The organism is Sphingomonas sp. MJ1 (PH-R8) (assembly GCF_048058635.1).
Taxonomy (GTDB): Bacteria; Pseudomonadota; Alphaproteobacteria; order Sphingomonadales; family Sphingomonadaceae; genus Sphingomonas.
In genome coordinates, this window is the sequence record NZ_JBBEFX010000001.1 from 79,820 (window position 1) to 98,002 (window position 18,183).

Consider the following 18,183-nt stretch of genomic DNA (forward strand, 5'->3'; position numbering starts at 1 on the left):
GAATCGGCAACGGCGCTGCCGTGATGCCGCTCCCGCCCGGGACGCGGCCGAGCTAGGAGATCGCGTCGATCCACCCCGGCAGTTCTGCGAGGGTTCGCAGCTGGCAAAAGCGCGGGTGCTCGGCGGGCAGCTGTGCGTGCTCGTGCGACCAGGCGCCCTCCTGCGGGATGAACGCTGCCCAGGCGCCGGCGTCCAGGGCCGGGTTGATGTCGGACCGCAGCGAATCGCCGGCCATCACCGCCTCCTCCGGCGCGACGCCTTCCCGGGCGAACAGCCGCCGGAAGGTGTCGGCCGTCTTGTCGCTGACGATCTCGATCCCGCTGAACCGCTCGCCGAGTCCCGATGCGGCGAGCTTCGCTTCCTGGTGGAGCAGGTCGCCCTTGGTCACCAGCACCAGCCGGCCTCGGTCTGCCAGCTGTTCCAGCGTGTCGGCGATCCCCTCGAACAGCTCGACCGGGTGGGACAGCAACGCGCGTCCCGCCGCCAGGATTTCGGCGATCACCGCCTTGGGCAGCGGGTCGTCGGCCAATTCGATCGCCGTCTCGATCATCGACAGTGTGAAGCCCTTGGCCCCATAGCCATAGAGCTTCAGGTTGCGCGCCTCGCAGGCGTTCAGCCGCTCGCGGGCGATGTCGCGGGCCGCGAACGGCTCGATGAGCGCGAGCAGCGCCGCTTCGGTCGCGTGGAAGTGCCGCATGTTGTGCCACAGCGTGTCGTCGGCATCGAGGCAGATGAGCTTGATCGTCATGGCGTCCGGATAGCGCAACCGGGCCGGCCCACACCATGCATCGGACGAACGGGGCCAACCGCATCTGCGGCGAACCGCTCGCCGCGCGGAGAAGGGAGGGGTGGTTGAGCCGTCCGCCGGCTTCCCCCATAAGCCGGACATGCGTCGCGTCGTCCTCATCCTGCCCCTGCTGGTCCTGACCCAGTGCGTCCGTCCCTCCGAACCGCCGCCGGCCCCTCCGCCGCCCGCGCCGGTCGCCGCTGCGCCCGTCGCACCGCCGGCGCCGCCGCCGGTGGGGGATTGGCGCGACTGGCCGGTCACCCGCGGCGACTGGCGCTATGCGCAGGACGGGCAGGGCTCGGTTGCCTCCTTCGGCACCCCCGGCGCCGCACCCGTGCTGACGCTTCGCTGTGACCGCGCGCGCCGCCAGGTGACGCTCACCCGCACGGGTGCCGCCGCGCCCGGCGCCGCGCTGACGATCCGCACCTCCAGCACCGCGCGGACCCTTCCGGTGACGGCGGGGGCGGGGACGGTCGCCGCCGCGCTTCCCGCGCAGGACCCGTTGCTCGATGCGATGGGCTTCAGCCGCGGCCGTTTCATCGTGGAGCTGCCCGGCCAGGCGGCATTGGTCGTGCCTGCCTGGGCCGAGGTGCTGCGCCTGACGGAGGATTGCCGCGGGTGATGGGGTGGCGGGCAGGGCTGCTCGCGCTCGCACTGGCGGGCTGTTCCGACGAGCAGCCCGCACCCGCGCCTAGCCCGACGCCGCAAGCTGCTCCCAAGCCGACGCCGGCGCCGATCGACGTCGGCGCGCTCGCGCCGGGCGAGTTGCCTGCGCCCGAACTGGCCGGCGTCGCACTCGCCTCGGGGCGATGGCACACGGGCAAAGGCTACGCCCGTTTCGTGGACGCGGGCGGCACGGGTGCCTTCGCGCTCCGCTGCGACTCCGCGCGTCGCCAACTCGTCTTCCTGCGCAGCGGAACTGCCGATGGGGGCACCATGCTGCGGATCGTCACCGGCATGGCCGCGGCCTCCTATCCGGTGGTCGCAAGCGGCCGCAGGGTGGAGGCACGCGCCAGCATCGACGATCGCTTCCTCGCCGCGCTGCAGAAGGTGAAGGGTCCGATCGGCGTGTCGCTGGGGGAGGGGCCGGTCCTTGCCGTGCCGGCCGATCCCGCGATCGCTGCGGTGATCCGCGCCTGTCGCGGTCGCTGAGCCGGGCAGGCGGAAGAAGGTCGTTGAATCTGCCGCGCATTACAAGACTTGTTTGCAGGGGCGCGGTGTCACACATTCGGGTCGTGATCGCAGCAGCGGTCACGCTCTAGCTCAACTAGCGAAAGGAGGTGATCCGATGTCTCATGGTTCAGCAGTGGGGTCGGTTCAGTTCGTTCGGGAGACGCGCCGCTGAACGGCGGCCCGGTCGCATGACCGGGTGTCGTAACGCGGTTCGCATGGTCTCCCGGGCTGGAGCTTCCGGCCGCTGACCATGCTTGAGGTCGTCGGGCCCCTGCGGGGGCTCGGCGGCCTCTTTCATATCTACGGCGCACGCTTCGAGCGGGACGGGATTACACGCGTCGGGAAAGCCGCTACGGTGCGACCGAAAGGACATCCGCACTTGGACCATTTCGGTATCGCCGAATCCGTTCCCGCCCCTTCTTCCGCCACGACCGTGGTCGAACCGGCGCTGTCCGAAGCGGCGGAGGGCGCCCCCAAGGAAGAGCTGCGCCGCGACCGCCTGCTCGCCGCGCTCACCCTGATCGCGGGGGCCGGCCTGGTCCTCGCGCTGCCGTTCGCGCTCAAGGCAGGGTCGCGCTTCTTCCTGCCGCTCACCGCCGCCATCGTCATCGCGATCGCCCTGGTGCCGCTGCTCGAGTGGCTGGAGCGCCGCCGGCTGCCAGCCCCGCTCGCCGCCTTCGTGTGCGTGCTCCTGTTCCTGGTCGTCGCCAACGGCGCCATCGCCTCGATCGTGCTCCCGGCCTGGGGCTGGGCGGAGATTCTGCCCGAGCGGATCGAGCGCGTGCAGCAGAACATCGCCCCGCTGATCGACTTCTATTCCAACCTGGAGCGGTTCGTGAACGAGCTGCTCGCCAACGTCGCGAACACGCCCGTGCGCCAGACCGGCACCACGGCCGAGCGCCCGGCGTCATTGCTCGATTTCACCGCCAGCACGGCGCCCTCCGCCCTGATCGAGATGTTCTTCGCGATCCTGGTGATCTACTTCTTCCTCGCCGGCTGGACGCGGCTCAGGCGCTCGGCGATCACCAGCCGCACCAGCTTTGGTGGCGCGATGGCGACGGCGCGGGTGATCCAGGACGTGGTCGACTTCACCTCCGCCTATCTGGGCACCATCTCGTTCATCAACCTCACGCTCGGGCTGCTGGTCGCGGGTGCCTTGTGGTTCGTGGGGATGCCGACGCCGCTCATGTGGGGCGGCATCGTCGCCGTGCTCAACTACATTCCCTATTTCGGCCCCATCCTGTCGGCGGCGCTGCTGGCGCTGGGCGGGCTCATGACCTTCACCGACGTCTGGTGGGCGCTGCTGCCGGCCGCGATCATGGTCGGCGCGCATCTGGTGGAGGCGAACGTCGTCACCCCGCTGATCGTCGGCCATCGCCTGACCATCAGCCCGCTCATGATCCTGGTGGCGCTCAGCTTCTGGGGATGGGTGTGGGGGACGCCCGGCGCGCTGCTCGCGGTGCCGCTGCTCATCATCATCCAGACGGTCGTGAAAGCGGCCGGCAAGCCCGACATCGCGGGCTTCCTGTTCGAGCACGGCACGCTCGTGAACGACGTCGCACCGCCCGGCACCCCGGTTCAGGCCGGGAACACGCCCGCCGGCGAAAAAGCCGACGGGAAGGCGGTTGACAGGTCCGGAGCCCTCGCTTAGAGGCCGCCTCCTCGCAAGCGAGCGGGTGTAGCTCAGTTGGTTAGAGCGCCGGCCTGTCACGCCGGAGGTCGCGGGTTCGAGCCCCGTCACTCGCGCCATTGCAGCGGTTTCGTAGAACCGCCGATGGCTGATCCGCCGCTTGCGAAACTCCCCTTGGAACACCGCGATATCGACCCCATAGGCACTTGCCTGCACGCGGCATTGCGCCTCTTCGATACGCTCCCGAAACTTTTTTGCGAAAATCGCGAAATCGGCCAATTCTGGCTTTGACAGGTCCCGATCGCTCGCCTAGAGCCCGCCTCCTCGCAAGCGAGCGGGTGTAGCTCAGTTGGTTAGAGCGCCGGCCTGTCACGCCGGAGGTCGCGGGTTCGAGCCCCGTCACTCGCGCCATTGCAGCGGTCTTGAACCGCCGATGGCAGGATCCGCCGCTTGCGAACACTCCACATCGACGATTTGGCAGGCGTTTCTCGCTGAGCCTCAGTCGTGCTCCTGCGTAGGCAGGAGCCCAGGGTACCACGAGCTAGCGGTCGTTGCTCTGCTGGGCCCTGGATCCCTGCCTCCGCAGGGATAGGGCAGGCGAGAAGATGCCGCCTGCTCCTCCGAGTCCAGGCTCAGCGCCGCCAGCGCCCCGTCTCCATCCAGCGCAGCGCCGGCTTCAGCGGCGCGATCCACGCCACCCCGGCGACACCATAGACCAGCATCTGCACCAGCGCGGGCAGGGCGCCGATCCAGGGCGACAGGCTCGCCACCGCCACCAGCCAGAACAGGATGAACGCCAGGATGCCGAGCATCCCCACGGGTTTGCGCCAGGTCGGTTGCATCAACGTTGCTCCGGCAGGTGCAGCGCCTGCTCTGTCAGGATGGCGTGCAGCGGCACGTCCCAGGGATCGGCGGGAAGCTCGGGCACCTGCTGCACCGACCAGGCGAGCCCCAGCCGCCAGGCCGCGTCATGCTGCACGAACGCGCGGTCGTAGAAGCCGGCACCCTGGCCCAGCCGGTTGAGCGTCGCATCGAACCCCACCAGCGGCGTCAGGATCACGTCCGGCACCACCGCAGGCGCGCTGCGCGACGGCTGGCGGAGCCCCATCGGCCCCGCCTCGATCGCGGTGTCCGCGTCCCAGCGCAGGAACTCCATCGGCGTCGCGCGGTCTGCCACCCAGGCGAGCGCCAGCACGCAGCCGGCCTCTCGTGCCGCGTCGACCAGCGGGGCGGGGTCCGCCTCGCTTCCGACCGGCAGATAGCTTGCGACCACCACGCCCGGCGCCAGCCGCGCGCGCAGCAGCTCCGGCACGGCCAGCCGCGGGCGGTGCTCGGCAAAGAACCCGTCCCGGGCGGCGCGCAGCTGGGCGCGCAGGGCCTTTTTGTCGCGCGTCATCGGGGGGAGCGGGTGGCGGGACCGCCGTGGCCGTTGGCCGCGATATCCACTGACGCCCAGTACGTCAGGTGGGGACCATGTACGTCAGACCAGGATCTGCGCAGGGACAGCCCCCATGGATGATGAATAGCCTCAGGGATAATGAAGGCTCGTACCGGGCAGTGCCCGCCGTGGACCAACTTAGGCGACGTGGCCGTGATCCTCAAGGGCTGCCGCGACGGCTTCCAACCGTTCGGCGATTTCGTCGAGCAGGTCCTGCGGCAGCTCCGGCTCCTGCACCGCGGCTTCGGGCGCGGGTGCCGGGGACGGGGCGGCAGGCGTCCGGTCGCGCTCGTCCAGCTCGTCCGCCAGCATCAGCGCGATCAACAGCAGCGTCCGCTCGGCCGAGGTGCCGGCCGAGGCCCGCATCGCGGCCGGCGCATGCCGCTGCAGCCGTTCGACCAGCGCCAGCAGGTGCGGCTCCTCGCCGTCGCGACAGGCGACGCTGTGGGAGCGATTCGCGATGGTGAAGCTTACCTGCGCCATCAGTCGTCGCCCTGGCCCGCGATCACCTGGTCCAGCGCGGTGATCGCCTCCGCCATGCTGGCGCGCAGCGCCGCGTGCCGCTGCTCGAGCGAGTCGGCCGCAGCCGCACGGGCGCGCGCAGCCGCTTCGATCCGCCGGAGCGCGGCGTCAATGCGGGCGAGGCCTGGGTTCGCTTGGGGCTGGTCCATGGTTCCCGGATAGGAGGGGTGACCGGCCGCGGCAAGCACGGCTCGCCGGTTGACGAAGGCGGGTCGCCGCCCCAAAGGCGGGCATACGCGGTCAAGGGGGACCGCGCCGTCACAAGGATGACTCATGGCCGCCTCGGATACCCTGCTCGCCAACGCGATTCGTGCGCTTGCGATGGATGCGGTGGAGGCCGCCAATTCCGGACATCCGGGCATGCCGATGGGCATGGCGGACGTGGCGACGGTGCTGTGGACGCGCTACCTCAAGTTCGATGCCGCCGACCCCAAGTGGCCGGACCGCGACCGCTTCGTGCTGTCGGCCGGCCATGGCTCGATGCTGATCTATGCGCTGCTGCACCTGACCGGCCATGCGCGCCCGACCATCGACGACATCAAGAACTTCCGCCAGCTGCACAGCCCGTGCGCCGGCCACCCCGAGAATTTCGAGCTGCCGGGCATCGAAACCACCACCGGTCCGCTCGGCCAGGGCCTGGCTACCGCGGTCGGCCTCGCGCTCGCCGAGCGCCACCTCAACGCCACCTTTGGCGATGACCTGGTCGACCACCGCACCTGGGTGATCGCCGGCGACGGCTGCCTGATGGAGGGCATCAATCACGAGGCGATCGGCCTTGCCGGCCACCTCGGCCTCGGCCGCATGATCGTGCTGTGGGACGACAACCGCATCACCATCGACGGCGCGGTCGAGCTATCGTCGAGCGAGGACGTCGCCGCGCGCTATGCCGCCACCGGCTGGCACACCGTTGCCTGCGACGGCCACGACCCCGCCGACATCTGCCGCGCGATCGACGAGGCGCTCGCCGATCCGCGTCCGTCGCTGGTCGCGTGCCGCACCATCATCGGCAAGGGCGCGCCCGGCAAGGAAGGCACCAGCGCCGTCCACGGCGCCGCCCTCGGCCCCGACATCGTCGCCAAGACCCGCCTCGCCATGGGCTGGGAGCCCGAGGCGTTCGAGGTGCCGGAGGAAATCACTGAGACCTGGGCCGCCGCCGGCGTCCGCAGCCGCGACGTCCGCCTCGCCTGGGAAACGCGGTGCGACGCCGATGCGCAAGGCGCGACCTTCCGCCGCCGCATGTCCGGCGAGCTGACCGAGGGCTTCACGCTCAAGCCGTATCTCGACGGCCTGCTCGCCAATCCGCAGAAGCTCGCGACCCGCAAGGCGTCGGAACTGGTGCTCGGCACCATCACCGAGCAGCTGCCGGAGACGGTCGGCGGCTCCGCCGACCTCACCGGCTCGAACAACACCAAGACCAAGGCGCTGCAGCCGCTCAACCGCAACGACTATGCCGGCCGCTATGTCTATTACGGCATCCGCGAGTTCGGCATGGCGGCGGCAATGAACGGCCTGGCGCTGCACGGCGGCATCATCCCGTTCGGCGGCACCTTCCTGGTGTTTGCGGACTATGCCCGTCCGGCGATCCGCCTGTCGGCGCTCCAGAACGCGCGCGTCATCTATGTGATGACGCACGACTCCATCGGCCTTGGCGAGGATGGCCCGACCCACCAGCCGATCGAGCACCTCAACAGCCTGCGCCTGATCCCCAACCTCGACGTCTATCGCCCGTGCGATACGATCGAGACGGCCGAGTGCTGGGAATTGTCGCTCCAGGACGCGACCGGTCCGTCGCTGCTCGCGCTGTCGCGTCAGAACCTGCCGCAGCTGCGCACCGACGCCTCGGAAAACCTGTGCGCCAAGGGCGCATACCGCCTGGTCGCGGCCGAGGCGCCGCGCCGTGTGGTGCTCGTGGCCACCGGTTCCGAGGTCGAACTCGCGGTTTCCGCCCGCGCGCAGCTTGAAGCGCGGGGTATCGGTGCCGATGTGGTGTCCATGCCCTGCTGGTCGCGCTTCGACGCACAGCCTGCCGACTATCGTCGCGATGTGCTGCCCAAGGATGCCCTGATCGTCTCGATCGAGGCCGGCACCACCATGGGCTGGGAACGCTATACCGGGCTCGACGGCCTGCGCTTCGGCATCGACCGCTTCGGCGCATCGGGCCCGGCACCCAAGCTCTACGAATATTTCGGACTAACCGCGGACGCGATCGCCACCAAGGTTGCGGCCGCGCTCGAGAATTGAGGCTCGCGGCAACGCGGGCATGGACCATCCAAGTGAAAGGATCGGCAACATGACGAAGGTAGCGATCAACGGGTTCGGGCGCATCGGCCGCCTGGTGGCGCGGGCCATTCTGGAGCGCCCGGACTGCGGCCTCGAACTGGTCACCATCAACGATCTGTCGGACGCCAAGTCCAACGCCTGGCTGTTCAGCCGCGACAGCATCCACGGCCGCTATCCGGGTGAAGTCTCGGCCGACGGCAACGACCTGGTCATCGACGGCAAGCGCATCAAGGTGACCGCAGAGCGCGATCCCGCGAACCTGCCGCACGGCGAGAACGGCGTCGATCTGGTGCTGGAGTGCACCGGCTTCTTCACCGACCGTGCAAGCGCGCAGAAGCACATCGACGCGGGCGCCAAGAAGGTGCTGATCTCGGCTCCGGGCAAGAACGTCGACCTGACCGTCGTCTATGGCGTGAACCACGACAAGCTGGAGGCGGGCCACACGATCGTCTCCAACGCATCGTGCACCACCAACTGCCTGGCGCCGGTCGCCAAGGTGCTGAACGACTCGATCGGTATCGAGCGTGGCCTGATGACCACGATCCACGCCTACACCAACGACCAGAAGATCCTGGACCAGATCCACAAGGACCTGCGTCGCGCGCGTGCGGCCGCCATGTCGATCATCCCGACCACCACGGGCGCTGCCCGCGCGGTGGGTGAGGTGCTTCCGGAGCTCAAGGGCAAGCTCGACGGTTCGTCGGTGCGCGTGCCCGTGCCGGACGGCAGCCTCGTCGACCTGACCTTCACGCCCAAGCGCGACACCACGAAGGAAGAGGTCAACGCCATCCTGAAGGCGGCGTCGGAAGAGGGCCCGCTCAAGGGCATCCTGGTCTATTCGGACGAGCCGCTCGTCTCGATCGACATCGTCCACACGCCGGCATCCTCGACCGTCGACAGCCTGGAGACGGCGGTGATCGACGGCAAGCTGGTGCGCGTCGTCAGCTGGTACGACAACGAGTGGGGCTTCTCCAACCGCATGGTCGACACCGCCTGCGCGATGGCCAAGTTCGGCTGATGTCGATGCCCGTCGCGCTGGCGGATGCCGGAGAGGACGGGCAAGCGGGCGCGCGGGTCGGCACGATCGCCGGCATCGCGCGCCACGCCTTTGTGAGGGCACCCATGGAGGTGCTCGACCGCGCCGAGGTCAGCGTGGAAGCCGGCATCGCCGGCGACCACCGCGGCCGGCGCAAGCCCGGCGGCACCGGCAAGCGCCAGGTGACGCTGATGGAGCGCGGCGACTGGGAAGCGGCCACTGCTGCGGTCGGCCGGGCCCTTCCATGGCAGGAACGCCGCGCCAACCTGCTGGTCGACGGGTTCGACGTGCCGCAGGTGCCCGGCACCCTGCTGCGGATCGGCGCCGACGTGGTGCTGGAAATCACCTGTGAATGCGACCCGTGCCAGCGCATGGACGCGCTGGTGCCGGGGCTCTTCGAGGCGCTGTTGCCGGACTGGCGCGGCGGGGCCTGCACGCGCGTGCTGGCGGGCGGAACGATCGCCGTGGGCGACACAATCAGGATCGAGACATGACACGCAATTTCAAGACCCTGGACGACATGGGTGACATCGCGGGCAAGCGCGTGCTGGTCCGCGAGGATCTGAACGTGCCGATGGCCGACGGCCATGTCACCGACGCTACCCGTCTGCGCGCGGCGATCTCCACCGTCACCGAACTCGCCGATCGCGGCGCCATCGTGCTGGTGCTCGCCCACTTCGGCCGCCCCAAGGGCGTGCCGAGCCCGGAGTTCTCCACCGCCCAGCTGGCGATCCCGTTCGGCCAGGTGCTCGGCCGCCCGGTCCGCTACATCGACTGGGAGGGGGCAGCCGACGCGGTCGCCACGCTCCAGCCGGGCGACATCGCGCTGCTGGAAAACACCCGCTTCTTCGGCGGCGAGGAAAAGAACGATCCCGCCGTGGTTGATCGCTTCGCAGCACTTGGCGACCTCTACGTCAACGATGCCTTCTCCGCCGCGCACCGCGCCCACGCATCGACGGCGGGCCTCGCCCACAAGCTGCCGGCGTTCGCCGGCCGCCAGATGGAGGCCGAGCTCGACGCGCTGGACAAGGCGCTCGGCAACCCCGAGCACCCGGTCGCGGCGGTCGTGGGCGGCGCCAAGGTCTCGACCAAGCTCGACGTGCTCAAGCACCTCGTCGGGCAGGTCGACCACCTCATCATCGGCGGCGGCATGGCCAACACCTTCCTCGCGGCGCGTGGCGTGAACGTGGGCAAGAGCCTGTGCGAGCACGACCTCACCGGCACCGCCGAAGAGATCTTCGACGCCGCCGACAAGGCCGGCTGCACCATCCACCTGCCGTATGACGTGGTGGTCGCGACCGAGTTCAAGCCGAACCCCGCTACCCGCACGGTCAACGTCCACGAGGTTGCCGCCGACGAGATGATCCTCGACGTCGGCCCGGCCGCGGTGGAAGCGCTCGGCGACGTGCTCAAGAACTGTCGCACGCTGGTGTGGAACGGCCCGCTGGGTGCGTTCGAGACGCCGCCGTTCGACGCCGCCACGGTGTCGCTCGCCAAGACCGCAGCCGCGCTCACCAGCGACGGCTCGCTCGTGTCGGTCGCGGGCGGCGGCGACACGGTCGCAGCCCTCAACCAGGCTGGCGCGGCCGGCGCCTTCACCTTCGTCTCCACCGCAGGCGGCGCCTTCCTGGAGTGGATGGAAGGCCGCGAACTCCCCGGCGTCGCCGCCCTGGCGCGCTAAAGCCTAACTCGTACCCCGGCGAAGGCCGGGGTCCAGTTGGGATGTCTTTTCGCACCTCGCGATCCGCTCCACCTGGGCCCCGGCCTCCGCCGGGGTACCGTCACCTCTTGGCGCGGTCTCGGGTCAGCCTACCGCCCGCTAGCCCGCATCGCGATACACACCGCCGCGCGCATCTCCCGGTCCTCGACCGCCCGCCAGCATCGCGCCAGCTCGGGCCGCGGCGGCATCGCCTGGTACACGCCGCTGCCGACCCCGCGTTCGAACCAGAGCCGCAGATGTTGTGGCGCGATATCAGCCGCTTCGCCGCGACCGCTCGCAGCCTGTTCGAGCAGCGACAGCCCCTGGTCCAGCGTCGCCGCCGGACGTCGGTCCGGCTCCACCTCGCGATGTCCGGCGACGATCAGGTCGCCGGCTTCCAGCGCCACCGTCGCACTCGGTCGCCCGGATCGCTCGATCGCGGTGATCGCCCGCGCATAGTCCGGCGGTTCGGCCGCAAGCGCTTCCTCCACGACCAGGTCGGTCGCGCGCTTGCTCGAATGCCAGTCCGGATCGTCGGCGCTCTGGCTCGAACAGCCCGCCAGCACGACCGCCAGCGCCAGCAACGGCCGCCTCATGTCAGCGGCAGCAGCGGCGCATAGTCCGCCAGTGTATAGGGCAGGGGGATGCGGCCGCCGTTCGCCAGCGTGAAATAATGTTGGGCGATCATGCCCATCTGCTCAAGCCCATAGGCGGTGAAGGGTTTCCCCGGCTCCAGCCGATAGTCGTAGTTGCGCTGGAACGGCCCGCGCACCCACACCCACTGCTTCAGCCCATACCATTGGTAGAGGTGCGTCCCCTCGTGCACGAAGCTCGCCTTGCGCCACAGCGGCACGCCGGGCGCGGCGAAATCGGGAACATGGGTGTCGCCGGGGAAATAGGCCTGCCCGTTGGGCGCCATCGGCCGGTTGCCCGGAAACACGAACCACCATTTTCGCGGGTGGATGCGCACGCGGGCATAGTCGATACCCTCGCCGAACACGCTGCGCAGCATGGCCGTCTCGCCGGGGCTCAGCGGGCGGTGGCGCGGGGTCGCAGGGGGCCATTCAGGCATCACGGACATACGCGTCGAGCCCGAGTTTGTTGCACCGCGACGAAGTGAGCGCTCCCATGGCTGGGCTGCCCTTGTGGGGCCGGCGGTGCCCGCCTAACGAAGTCGGGCAAGCGGTAACAGCCGCAGCGAACCAGCAGCATGGGAGACCTCCAGAATGACGCCGATCGTCAGAGAAATTCTCGCGAACTACGAGTCCGACAATCCCGGCGTGAAGGCGAACCTCGCCCGCATCCTGATGCAGGGTCGGCTGGGCGGCACCGGCAAGCTGGTCATCCTGCCGGTCGACCAGGGGTTCGAGCATGGCCCCGCCCGCAGCTTCGCGGTCAACGAGCCGGCCTATGACCCGCATTACCACTTCCAGCTCGCGATCGACGCGGGCCTCTCCGCCTATGCGGCGCCGCTCGGCATGCTGGAGGCGGGGGCGGGCACCTTCGCCGGCCAGATCCCGACCATCCTGAAGGTCAATTCGTCCAACAGCTGGGCGACCGGCATCAACCAGGCGGTGACCGGCGGCGTCGACGATGCGCTCCGCCTCGGCTGCTCGGCGATCGGCTTCACCATCTACCCGGGCGCCGACGACGTGTTCGACATGATGGAGGAGATCCGCGAGCTTTCGGCCCAGGCCAAGTCGGTCGGCATCGCCACCGTGATCTGGTCCTATCCGCGTGGCGGCACCCTGTCGAAGGACGGTGAGCTCGCGCTCGACGTCGGCGCCTATGCCGCGCACATGGCGGCGCTGCTCGGCGCGCACATCATCAAGGTGAAGCTGCCGACCGATCACATCGAGCAGAAGGAAGCCAAGAAGGTCTATGAGGGCTTCGACGCTTCCACCCAGGCCAAGCGCGTTGCCCATGTCGTGAAGAGCTGCTTCAACGGCCGCCGTATCGTCGTCTTCTCGGGCGGCGCCGCCAAGGGTGCCGACGCGGTCTACCAGGACGCACGCGACATCCGCGACGGGGGCGGCAACGGCTCGATCATCGGCCGCAACACCTTCCAGCGTCCGCGCGACAAGGCACTTGCGATGCTCGACAAGATCATCGGCATCTATCAGGGTCAGGACTGATGGAGCGGCGCCCGCTGCTGGCTGGGCTGGCGCTCGCGCTGGTCGGCGGGCGCCTTTTCAATGGAGAGATGGCGATGGCAGGCACGACCGCAGGTTTCGGCATGATCGGCAAGATCAAGGCAAGGCCGGGCACCCGCGCCGAGCTCGTCGCCATCCTCGCCAGCGGCACCGGCGCGATGCCGGGCTGCCTCGCCTATCTGATCGCCGAGGACGCGGCCGATCCGGACGCGATCTGGATCACCGAACTCTGGGATGCCAAGGAAAGCCACGCCGCCTCGCTGAAGCTCCCCGCCGTCCAGGACGCGATCGCCAAGGGCCGCCCCCTGATCGCCGGCTTCGACCTCAGCGCCGAGACCCGCCCGGTCCCCGGCAGCTTCCTCGCCGGCGGCTGATCGCATCCGCTTTTTCGTACCCCGGCGAAGACCGGGGTCCAGGTGGGCAACCTTTCCGCATCCCGCGGGCCGCCCGCAACTGGACCCCGGCCTCCGCCGGGATACCGGAAGTGAGCCTCCCACCGCACTGCACGCTACCTACCGCCCGGCCTGCCGCAGCATCGCCTTCAGCGTCAGCGCATCCTCCACCGCATGCGCCTCGGCATCGTTGTTGAAATACGCCCACACCGCGCGCCCGGCGCCCGCCTGCGCCATCATCCAGTCGGTCCAGCGCAGCAGCCGCTCCTCGGAATAGCGCCCCCAATACTTTCCCTCGCCGCCATGGAAGCGGACATAGGCCACCGGCCCCACCGCCAGGTCCGGGCTGTCCGACCCCGGCATGTCGTGCGCACAGAAACTCGCGCCATATCGCTCCAGCAACGCGAACACCCGGTCGTCGTACCAGCTCTTTTCCCGGAATTCGAAGACGTTGACCACGTCCTTTGGCACGAGTTCTAGGAACGCCTCCAGCCGCTCCAGGTTGATCTTGAATCGCGGCGGCAGCTGGTAGAGCACCGGCCCGAGCGTCTCCCCCAGATGCCGGAATGCCGGCATCATCCGCGCCATCGGCTCCTCGCAATCCTTCAGCTTCTTGGCCTGAGTCAGGAAGCGATTGGCCTTCACCGCATAGCGAAAGCCCGGCGGCGCCTGTGCCGCCCAGCCGTCGAACGTCTCGGGTTTCGGCAGGCGATAGAAGCTGTTGTTGATCTCCACCGTGTCGAAATGCTCGGCGTAGAAGGCGAACCAGCCCTTGACCGCCAGCTTCTCGGGGTAGAAGCGGCCACGCCAATGCGGGTAGATCCAACCGGAACACCCCACCCGAACTGCCGCGAACCCGGAGCTTTGCATGCACGATCCCGAAGACGACCTCGAAGCCGACAACGCGCTGGAAGGCTTTGCGGATCAATTCGAGGCCCATAATCGCAGGCCGGCCACCCAGCTCTACCTCATCTCGCCGCTCGACGTGTCCGGCGCCTTCCCGGACCGGCTCGCCCGCGCGCTCGACGCCGGCCCCGTCGCAGCCTTCCAGTTCCGCGTGAAGGACATGGACCAGCACGCCGCGGCGCGTCTCGCCGAACCGCTCCAGCGCCTCTGCGCCGATCGCGAAGTCGCGTTCATCGTCAACGACAGCGTCAGCCTCGCCAAGCGGCTGGGCGCGGACGGTGTCCATCTCGGCCAGGAAGACGGCGACCCGCGCGAGGCGCGTGCCGCGCTCGGCCCGTCGGTCCAGATCGGCGTGACCTGCCACGACAGCCGTCACCTGGCGATGGGAGCGGGGGAGGCCGGTGCCGACTATGTCGCCTTCGGCAGCTTCTACCCCACCACCACCAAGGAAGTCCGCCACCGCGCGGAGCCGGCGATCCTGTCCTGGTGGACCACGCTGTTCGAGCTGCCCTGCGTCGCGATCGGCGGCATCACGCCGGACAATGCGCAGCCGCTGATCGACGCCGGCGCCGATTTCCTGGCGGTGAGCGGCTCGGTCTGGAACGGCGACGAAGCCGCCGCCGTCCGCGCCTTCACCGAGCTGCTCGCCAAGGGCAAGACGCGCTAGGCTTCACGTCCCCGTGCTCCTGCGAAGGCAGGAGTCCAGGGTCCTAAGCACCGCACGTCGTTGCTCTGCTTGGCCCTGGACTCCTGCCTGCGCAGGAATACGGGTGTGGCCAAAGGACGGCGGCCCTGTTTCGCAGAAGTCCCGCCTGCGCGGGGATACGCCGGGAGTGGGGCGGGCCGGCACAACCCTCCTGTACCCCGGCGAAGGCCAGGGCCCAGTTGGGAAGGCGCCCGTGAGACTCGCGCCGCCGCCGCCGCGGGATACCACCGCCCCCTCGAACGTTCTCCACCCGAAACATCCTGGGAGCGCGCGATGGGTCGGACAGCAATCGGCGGCACCACCAACCGGCGGGCACGCCAGCCATGAACCGCCTCGGCTGGTCGATCCTGCTGCTGCTGGTGGTCGCGGGCGGCGCGTTCATCCTGATGCTGTCGCCGGGCACCACACCACCGCCACCCGGTGCCGCATCCGCGCCCGCCGTTGCCCCACCCCCCACGCGGCTGCGCCCCAACGCCGCAGGCCTCATCGTCCCCGTCGCCGGCATCGCGCCCGACCAGCTCGTTGACACCTGGGACCAGAGCCGCGACGGCGGCGCGCGCGAGCATCAGGCGATCGACATCATGGCGCCGCGCGGCACGCCCGTGCTCGCCGCCCGCGGGGGACGCATCGAAAAGCTGTTCGACAGCGCCGCTGGCGGCCACACCATCTACATCCGCACCGCCGATGGCGCCCACGTCGACTATTACGCGCACCTCGACGCCTATGCCCCCGGCTTGCAGGAGGGGCAGCTGGTGCGCCGGGGGCAGGGGATCGGCACCGTCGGCTCCACCGGCAACGCCAGCCCGGACGGTCCCCACCTCCATTTCGCGGTGAAGCACATGGCACCGGGCGAGCGCTGGCACCAGGGCACGCCGCTCAACCCCTATCCGCTGCTTGCCGGAACCGGTGGCGGCGGCTAAAGCCGCGCGCATCGTGGCCCGGGCGATTTGCGTCGCCGGCCCTTGGCTCTTTCCACCACAGGTTCCAGCATGAAGATCAGCGGCGTCGACATCCGTCCCGGCAACATCATCGAATATGAAGGCGGCATCTGGCGTGCGGTGAAGATCCAGCACACCCAGCCCGGCAAGGGCGGCGCCTACATGCAGGTGGAACTCAAGAACCTGCGCGACGGCCGCAAGAACAACGTCCGCTTCCGCTCGGCAGAGACGGTGGAGCGCGTGCGCCTCGACACCAAGGACTTCCAGTTCCTGTATCCGGAAGGCGACATGCTCGTCTTCATGGACAAGGAAACCTATGATCAGGTTTCGCTCCCGCGCGACCTGCTCGGCGACGCGGCCGCCTTCCTTCAGGACGGCATGGACGTGGTGATGGAACTCTACGACGAGGAAGCGATCAGCGTTCAGCTGCCCGACACGATCGAAGCCACGATCGTCGAGGCGGACGCGGTGGTGAAGGGGCAGACCGCCTCGTCGTCCTACAAGCCGGCCGTGCTGGACAATGGCGTGCGCGTCATGGTGCCGCCGCACATCGCCAGCGGAACCCGCATCGTGGTTGACGTGTACGAGCAGACCTACGTCCGCCGCGCGGACTGAGCAACGAGAGTAACGCGTATGAAGCTTCTCCTCCCCCTCGCGGCCGCGGCCGCCCTGGTCCTGAGCCCCGGCGCCTCGGCGCAGAAGGCGAAGAGCGGTGCCAAGCCCGCGGCTGCCAAGCCTGCCGCCGGCCAGCCCTCCCGCGAGGAGGTGGAGAACGCTTCCAAGACGCTTGCTGCGATGATCGGCGGGCTCCAGTCGGAAAAGGTGCCCGAACAGGTGAAGAGCGCGCTGTTCGCCTGCATCTATCGCGCGCCGCTGGCGGAGATCAGCCTGCGCACGACCGAGATGCTCAACAAGAACAAGGACAAGCTGAACGCGTCCAACACGACCGATCGCCTCTCGGCGGTCGCGGCCGTGTGCGGCGTGCGCGAAGCGCCTCCCGGCGCCGCGCCGGCTGCCAAGAAGCCCCAGGGACGCTAAATATCATGGTTGCACATTCCGGCCTCTTCACGGTCATGGAGCGCGCCGCGCGCAAGGCGGGTCCCCGCCTGCGTCGCGACTTCGGCGAGGTCCAGAACCTCCAGGTCAGCCGCAAGGGCCCGGCCGACTTCGTCTCCGTCGCCGACAAGCGCGCCGAACAGACGCTGGTCGAGGAACTGCGTAAGGCGCGTCCCGACTGGGGCTTCCTGCTGGAAGAAGGCGGCAAGATCGAAGGCGATCCCACCAAGCCGCGCTGGATCATCGATCCGCTCGACGGCACCAGCAACTTCCTCCACGGCATCCCGCACTTCGCGATCTCGATCGCGGTCGAGGAGCCGATGGGCGCCGGCGGCCAGCCGGAAATCACCACCGCGCTCGTCTATCAGCCGATCACCGACGAGAGCTTCTGGGCCGAAAAGGGCCGGGGCGCATGGCACCAGGACCAGCGGCTGCGCGTCTCGGCCCGCCGCGACCTGACCGAGTCGCTGATCGCGACCGGCATTCCCTTCATGGGCCACGGCAATTTCGCCGAGTGGAGCCGCATCTTCGGCGCCGTCGCACCCGAGGTCGCCGGCATCCGCCGCTTCGGCTCCGCCGCGCTCGACCTGGCCTGGGTCGCTGCCGGCCGCTTCGACGGCTACTGGGAATCGGGTCTCCAGCCCTGGGACATCGCCGCCGGCATCCTGCTGGTGCGCGAGGCCGGCGGCTTCGTCACCGACTTCAAGGGCGCCGACCGCGCCTTCATCAAGCGCGAAGTGCTGGCCGCCAACGACGCGCTCCACTCGCGCCTTCACAAGCTGGTCGCAGGCGCCCTGCGCTGACCTGACCGCGGCGGAACCTCGTGCGTTCCGCCGCCTTTTCGCGGCCCCCGTGCGATTCGTCCCGCCGCCCGGTTGCAGGGCAGGCTGACGCCGCGTTCCGTTACAAATCTTGTCCTGCTCCGCACCGTCCGCGCCACTTGGCCGCGGGCGGCGCCGCGCGTGGCCGCGGCAAGCCGGTTCCAGCGCATATTAGAGCCTAATTGCGAGCGATTCTCAAGGGGTTTGCGCCTTGATGCCTCCGGGTCATGCGCCTAGAAGCCCCTCAGCATTCCGCAACCGCGAGATGACCTTGGTCGACCTATCGCAATATCTGCCGATCCTGATTTTCCTTGGGATCGCGCTTCTCCTGTCCGGTGCCTTCGTGGCGCTGCCGATCCTGGTGTCGCGCCTTACCGGCGCGGACAAGCCCAATGCCGAGAAGCTCTCGGAATATGAATGCGGCTTCCCCGCGTTCGAGGACTCGCGCAGCCAGTACGACGTCCGCTTCTATCTGGTGGCGATCCTCTTCATCGTCTTCGATCTGGAGGCGGCGTTCCTATATCCCTGGGCAGTGTCGGTGTTCGACCTCGGTTGGACGGCATGGATCTCCATGATGATCTTCATCGGCGAACTGGCGCTGGGCCTCGTGTACGCGTGGAAGATGGGAGCGTTGGATTGGGAGTAG

Annotated in this window: 23 protein-coding genes and 2 tRNA genes; 17 read left to right on the top strand and 8 right to left on the bottom strand. The window is 68.9% G+C overall.

Annotated elements, in window-relative coordinates; translation table 11 throughout:
* Positions 1–52: 52 nt before the first annotated feature.
* Entirely contained in the window at positions 53–748 is a 696-nt protein-coding gene (locus VPH46_RS00380; RefSeq protein WP_132881977.1) for an HAD family hydrolase, read from the bottom strand.
* Between the two features lie 139 nt (positions 749–887).
* Here VPH46_RS00380 and VPH46_RS00385 point away from each other — a divergent pair, with 139 nt between their 5' ends.
* The 5 genes from VPH46_RS00385 (at position 888) to VPH46_RS00405 (ending at position 4,001) form a co-directional block, all read left to right on the top strand.
* Positions 888–1,409 carry a hypothetical protein gene (locus VPH46_RS00385; protein ID WP_125960151.1) on the top strand — a complete coding sequence of 174 codons (522 nt, stop codon included), beginning with the start codon at positions 888–890 and terminating at the stop codon, positions 1,407–1,409.
* Positions 1,409–1,939 (top strand): hypothetical protein, encoded by a 531-nt coding sequence (locus tag VPH46_RS00390; RefSeq protein ID WP_416607860.1) that lies wholly within the window; start codon positions 1,409–1,411, stop codon positions 1,937–1,939. Before VPH46_RS00385 ends, VPH46_RS00390 begins: the two co-directional genes overlap by 1 nt.
* 454 nt (positions 1,940–2,393) lie before the next feature.
* Complete coding sequence (locus VPH46_RS00395) at positions 2,394–3,611, top strand: AI-2E family transporter (protein ID WP_416608328.1); 1,218 nt, start codon at positions 2,394–2,396, stop codon at positions 3,609–3,611.
* A gap of 21 nt (positions 3,612–3,632) precedes the next feature.
* Positions 3,633–3,709: transfer RNA gene (locus tag VPH46_RS00400), tRNA-Asp, on the top strand.
* 215 nt (positions 3,710–3,924) lie between these two features.
* Positions 3,925–4,001 (top strand) — tRNA-Asp (locus VPH46_RS00405).
* Between the two features lie 221 nt (positions 4,002–4,222).
* Here VPH46_RS00405 and VPH46_RS00410 read toward each other — a convergent pair.
* The 4 genes from VPH46_RS00410 to VPH46_RS00425 all read right to left on the bottom strand — a co-directional run bounded on the left by VPH46_RS00410 (position 4,223) and on the right by VPH46_RS00425 (position 5,699).
* A complete protein-coding gene (locus tag VPH46_RS00410) occupies positions 4,223–4,432 on the bottom strand; it encodes a DUF2842 domain-containing protein (RefSeq protein ID WP_129340834.1) in 210 nt (69 codons plus the stop codon).
* Positions 4,432–4,986, bottom strand: a complete 555-nt coding sequence (locus tag VPH46_RS00415) for a 5-formyltetrahydrofolate cyclo-ligase (protein ID WP_416607863.1) — start codon at positions 4,984–4,986, stop codon at positions 4,432–4,434. Before VPH46_RS00415 ends, VPH46_RS00410 begins: the two co-directional genes overlap by 1 nt.
* A gap of 180 nt (positions 4,987–5,166) precedes the next feature.
* Positions 5,167–5,511: a cell division protein ZapA gene (locus VPH46_RS00420; RefSeq protein WP_416607865.1), complete on the bottom strand. Its 345-nt coding sequence runs from the start codon at positions 5,509–5,511 to the stop codon at positions 5,167–5,169.
* On the bottom strand, positions 5,511–5,699 hold the full coding sequence (locus VPH46_RS00425; protein ID WP_416607867.1) for a hypothetical protein: 189 nt from the start codon (positions 5,697–5,699) through the stop codon (positions 5,511–5,513). The genes VPH46_RS00420 and VPH46_RS00425 overlap by 1 nt, the downstream gene beginning before the upstream one ends.
* A 124-nt stretch (positions 5,700–5,823) precedes the next feature.
* Between VPH46_RS00425 and tkt the strand changes: the two genes are divergently transcribed.
* The 4 genes from tkt to VPH46_RS00445 are packed head-to-tail and all read left to right on the top strand — an operon-like array spanning position 5,824 to position 10,547.
* Positions 5,824–7,791 carry a transketolase gene (tkt, locus tag VPH46_RS00430; protein WP_416607869.1) on the top strand — a complete coding sequence of 656 codons (1,968 nt, stop codon included), beginning with the start codon at positions 5,824–5,826 and terminating at the stop codon, positions 7,789–7,791.
* A gap of 49 nt (positions 7,792–7,840) precedes the next feature.
* Positions 7,841–8,848 (top strand): type I glyceraldehyde-3-phosphate dehydrogenase, encoded by a 1,008-nt coding sequence (gene gap, locus VPH46_RS00435; protein ID WP_416607871.1) that lies wholly within the window; start codon positions 7,841–7,843, stop codon positions 8,846–8,848.
* A gap of 5 nt (positions 8,849–8,853) precedes the next feature.
* Entirely contained in the window at positions 8,854–9,360 is a 507-nt protein-coding gene (locus tag VPH46_RS00440) for an MOSC domain-containing protein (protein ID WP_416608330.1), read from the top strand.
* Positions 9,357–10,547, top strand: coding sequence for a phosphoglycerate kinase (locus tag VPH46_RS00445; RefSeq protein ID WP_416607873.1), 1,191 nt, complete (start codon positions 9,357–9,359; stop codon positions 10,545–10,547). Before VPH46_RS00440 ends, VPH46_RS00445 begins: the two co-directional genes overlap by 4 nt.
* Before the next feature lie 128 nt (positions 10,548–10,675).
* Here VPH46_RS00445 and VPH46_RS00450 read toward each other — a convergent pair whose 3' ends face one another.
* Complete coding sequence (locus VPH46_RS00450) at positions 10,676–11,161, bottom strand: hypothetical protein (protein WP_416607875.1); 486 nt, start codon at positions 11,159–11,161, stop codon at positions 10,676–10,678.
* Complete coding sequence (locus VPH46_RS00455) at positions 11,158–11,637, bottom strand: vgr related protein (RefSeq protein WP_416607877.1); 480 nt, start codon at positions 11,635–11,637, stop codon at positions 11,158–11,160. Before VPH46_RS00455 ends, VPH46_RS00450 begins: the two co-directional genes overlap by 4 nt.
* A gap of 154 nt (positions 11,638–11,791) precedes the next feature.
* On the opposite strand from VPH46_RS00455, the gene VPH46_RS00460 reads away from it, so the two are divergent.
* Together VPH46_RS00460 and VPH46_RS00465 are read left to right on the top strand one after the other, a co-directional pair.
* The gene (locus VPH46_RS00460) at positions 11,792–12,700 is read left to right on the top strand and encodes a class I fructose-bisphosphate aldolase (RefSeq protein WP_416607879.1); all 909 of its coding nucleotides are present in this window, start codon (positions 11,792–11,794) and stop codon (positions 12,698–12,700) included.
* A complete protein-coding gene (locus tag VPH46_RS00465; protein ID WP_416607881.1) occupies positions 12,700–13,092 on the top strand; it encodes a putative quinol monooxygenase in 393 nt (130 codons plus the stop codon). The genes VPH46_RS00460 and VPH46_RS00465 overlap by 1 nt, the downstream gene beginning before the upstream one ends.
* Positions 13,093–13,230: 138 nt before the next feature.
* On the opposite strand, the gene VPH46_RS00470 is transcribed toward VPH46_RS00465, so the two are convergent.
* Positions 13,231–13,980 carry a DUF72 domain-containing protein gene (locus tag VPH46_RS00470; protein WP_416607883.1) on the bottom strand — a complete coding sequence of 250 codons (750 nt, stop codon included), beginning with the start codon at positions 13,978–13,980 and terminating at the stop codon, positions 13,231–13,233.
* On the opposite strand from VPH46_RS00470, the gene thiE reads away from it, so the two are divergent.
* From thiE to ndhC, 6 genes are all read left to right on the top strand, one after another.
* Positions 13,979–14,683, top strand: coding sequence for a thiamine phosphate synthase (gene thiE / locus VPH46_RS00475; RefSeq protein ID WP_239434131.1), 705 nt, complete (start codon positions 13,979–13,981; stop codon positions 14,681–14,683). The two genes, VPH46_RS00470 and thiE, sit on opposite strands and share 2 nt — an antisense overlap.
* 362 nt (positions 14,684–15,045) lie before the next feature.
* On the top strand, positions 15,046–15,642 hold the full coding sequence (locus tag VPH46_RS00480) for a M23 family metallopeptidase (RefSeq protein WP_416607886.1): 597 nt from the start codon (positions 15,046–15,048) through the stop codon (positions 15,640–15,642).
* Between the two features lie 69 nt (positions 15,643–15,711).
* On the top strand, positions 15,712–16,275 hold the full coding sequence (gene efp, locus VPH46_RS00485; protein WP_125960050.1) for an elongation factor P: 564 nt from the start codon (positions 15,712–15,714) through the stop codon (positions 16,273–16,275).
* A gap of 18 nt (positions 16,276–16,293) precedes the next feature.
* Positions 16,294–16,698 carry a hypothetical protein gene (locus VPH46_RS00490; RefSeq protein WP_125960049.1) on the top strand — a complete coding sequence of 135 codons (405 nt, stop codon included), beginning with the start codon at positions 16,294–16,296 and terminating at the stop codon, positions 16,696–16,698.
* Positions 16,699–16,703: 5 nt separating this feature from the next.
* Positions 16,704–17,519, top strand: a complete 816-nt coding sequence (locus tag VPH46_RS00495; RefSeq protein ID WP_239434133.1) for an inositol monophosphatase family protein — start codon at positions 16,704–16,706, stop codon at positions 17,517–17,519.
* Between the two features lie 289 nt (positions 17,520–17,808).
* Entirely contained in the window at positions 17,809–18,183 is a 375-nt protein-coding gene (gene ndhC / locus VPH46_RS00500) for an NADH-quinone oxidoreductase subunit A (protein ID WP_125960149.1), read from the top strand.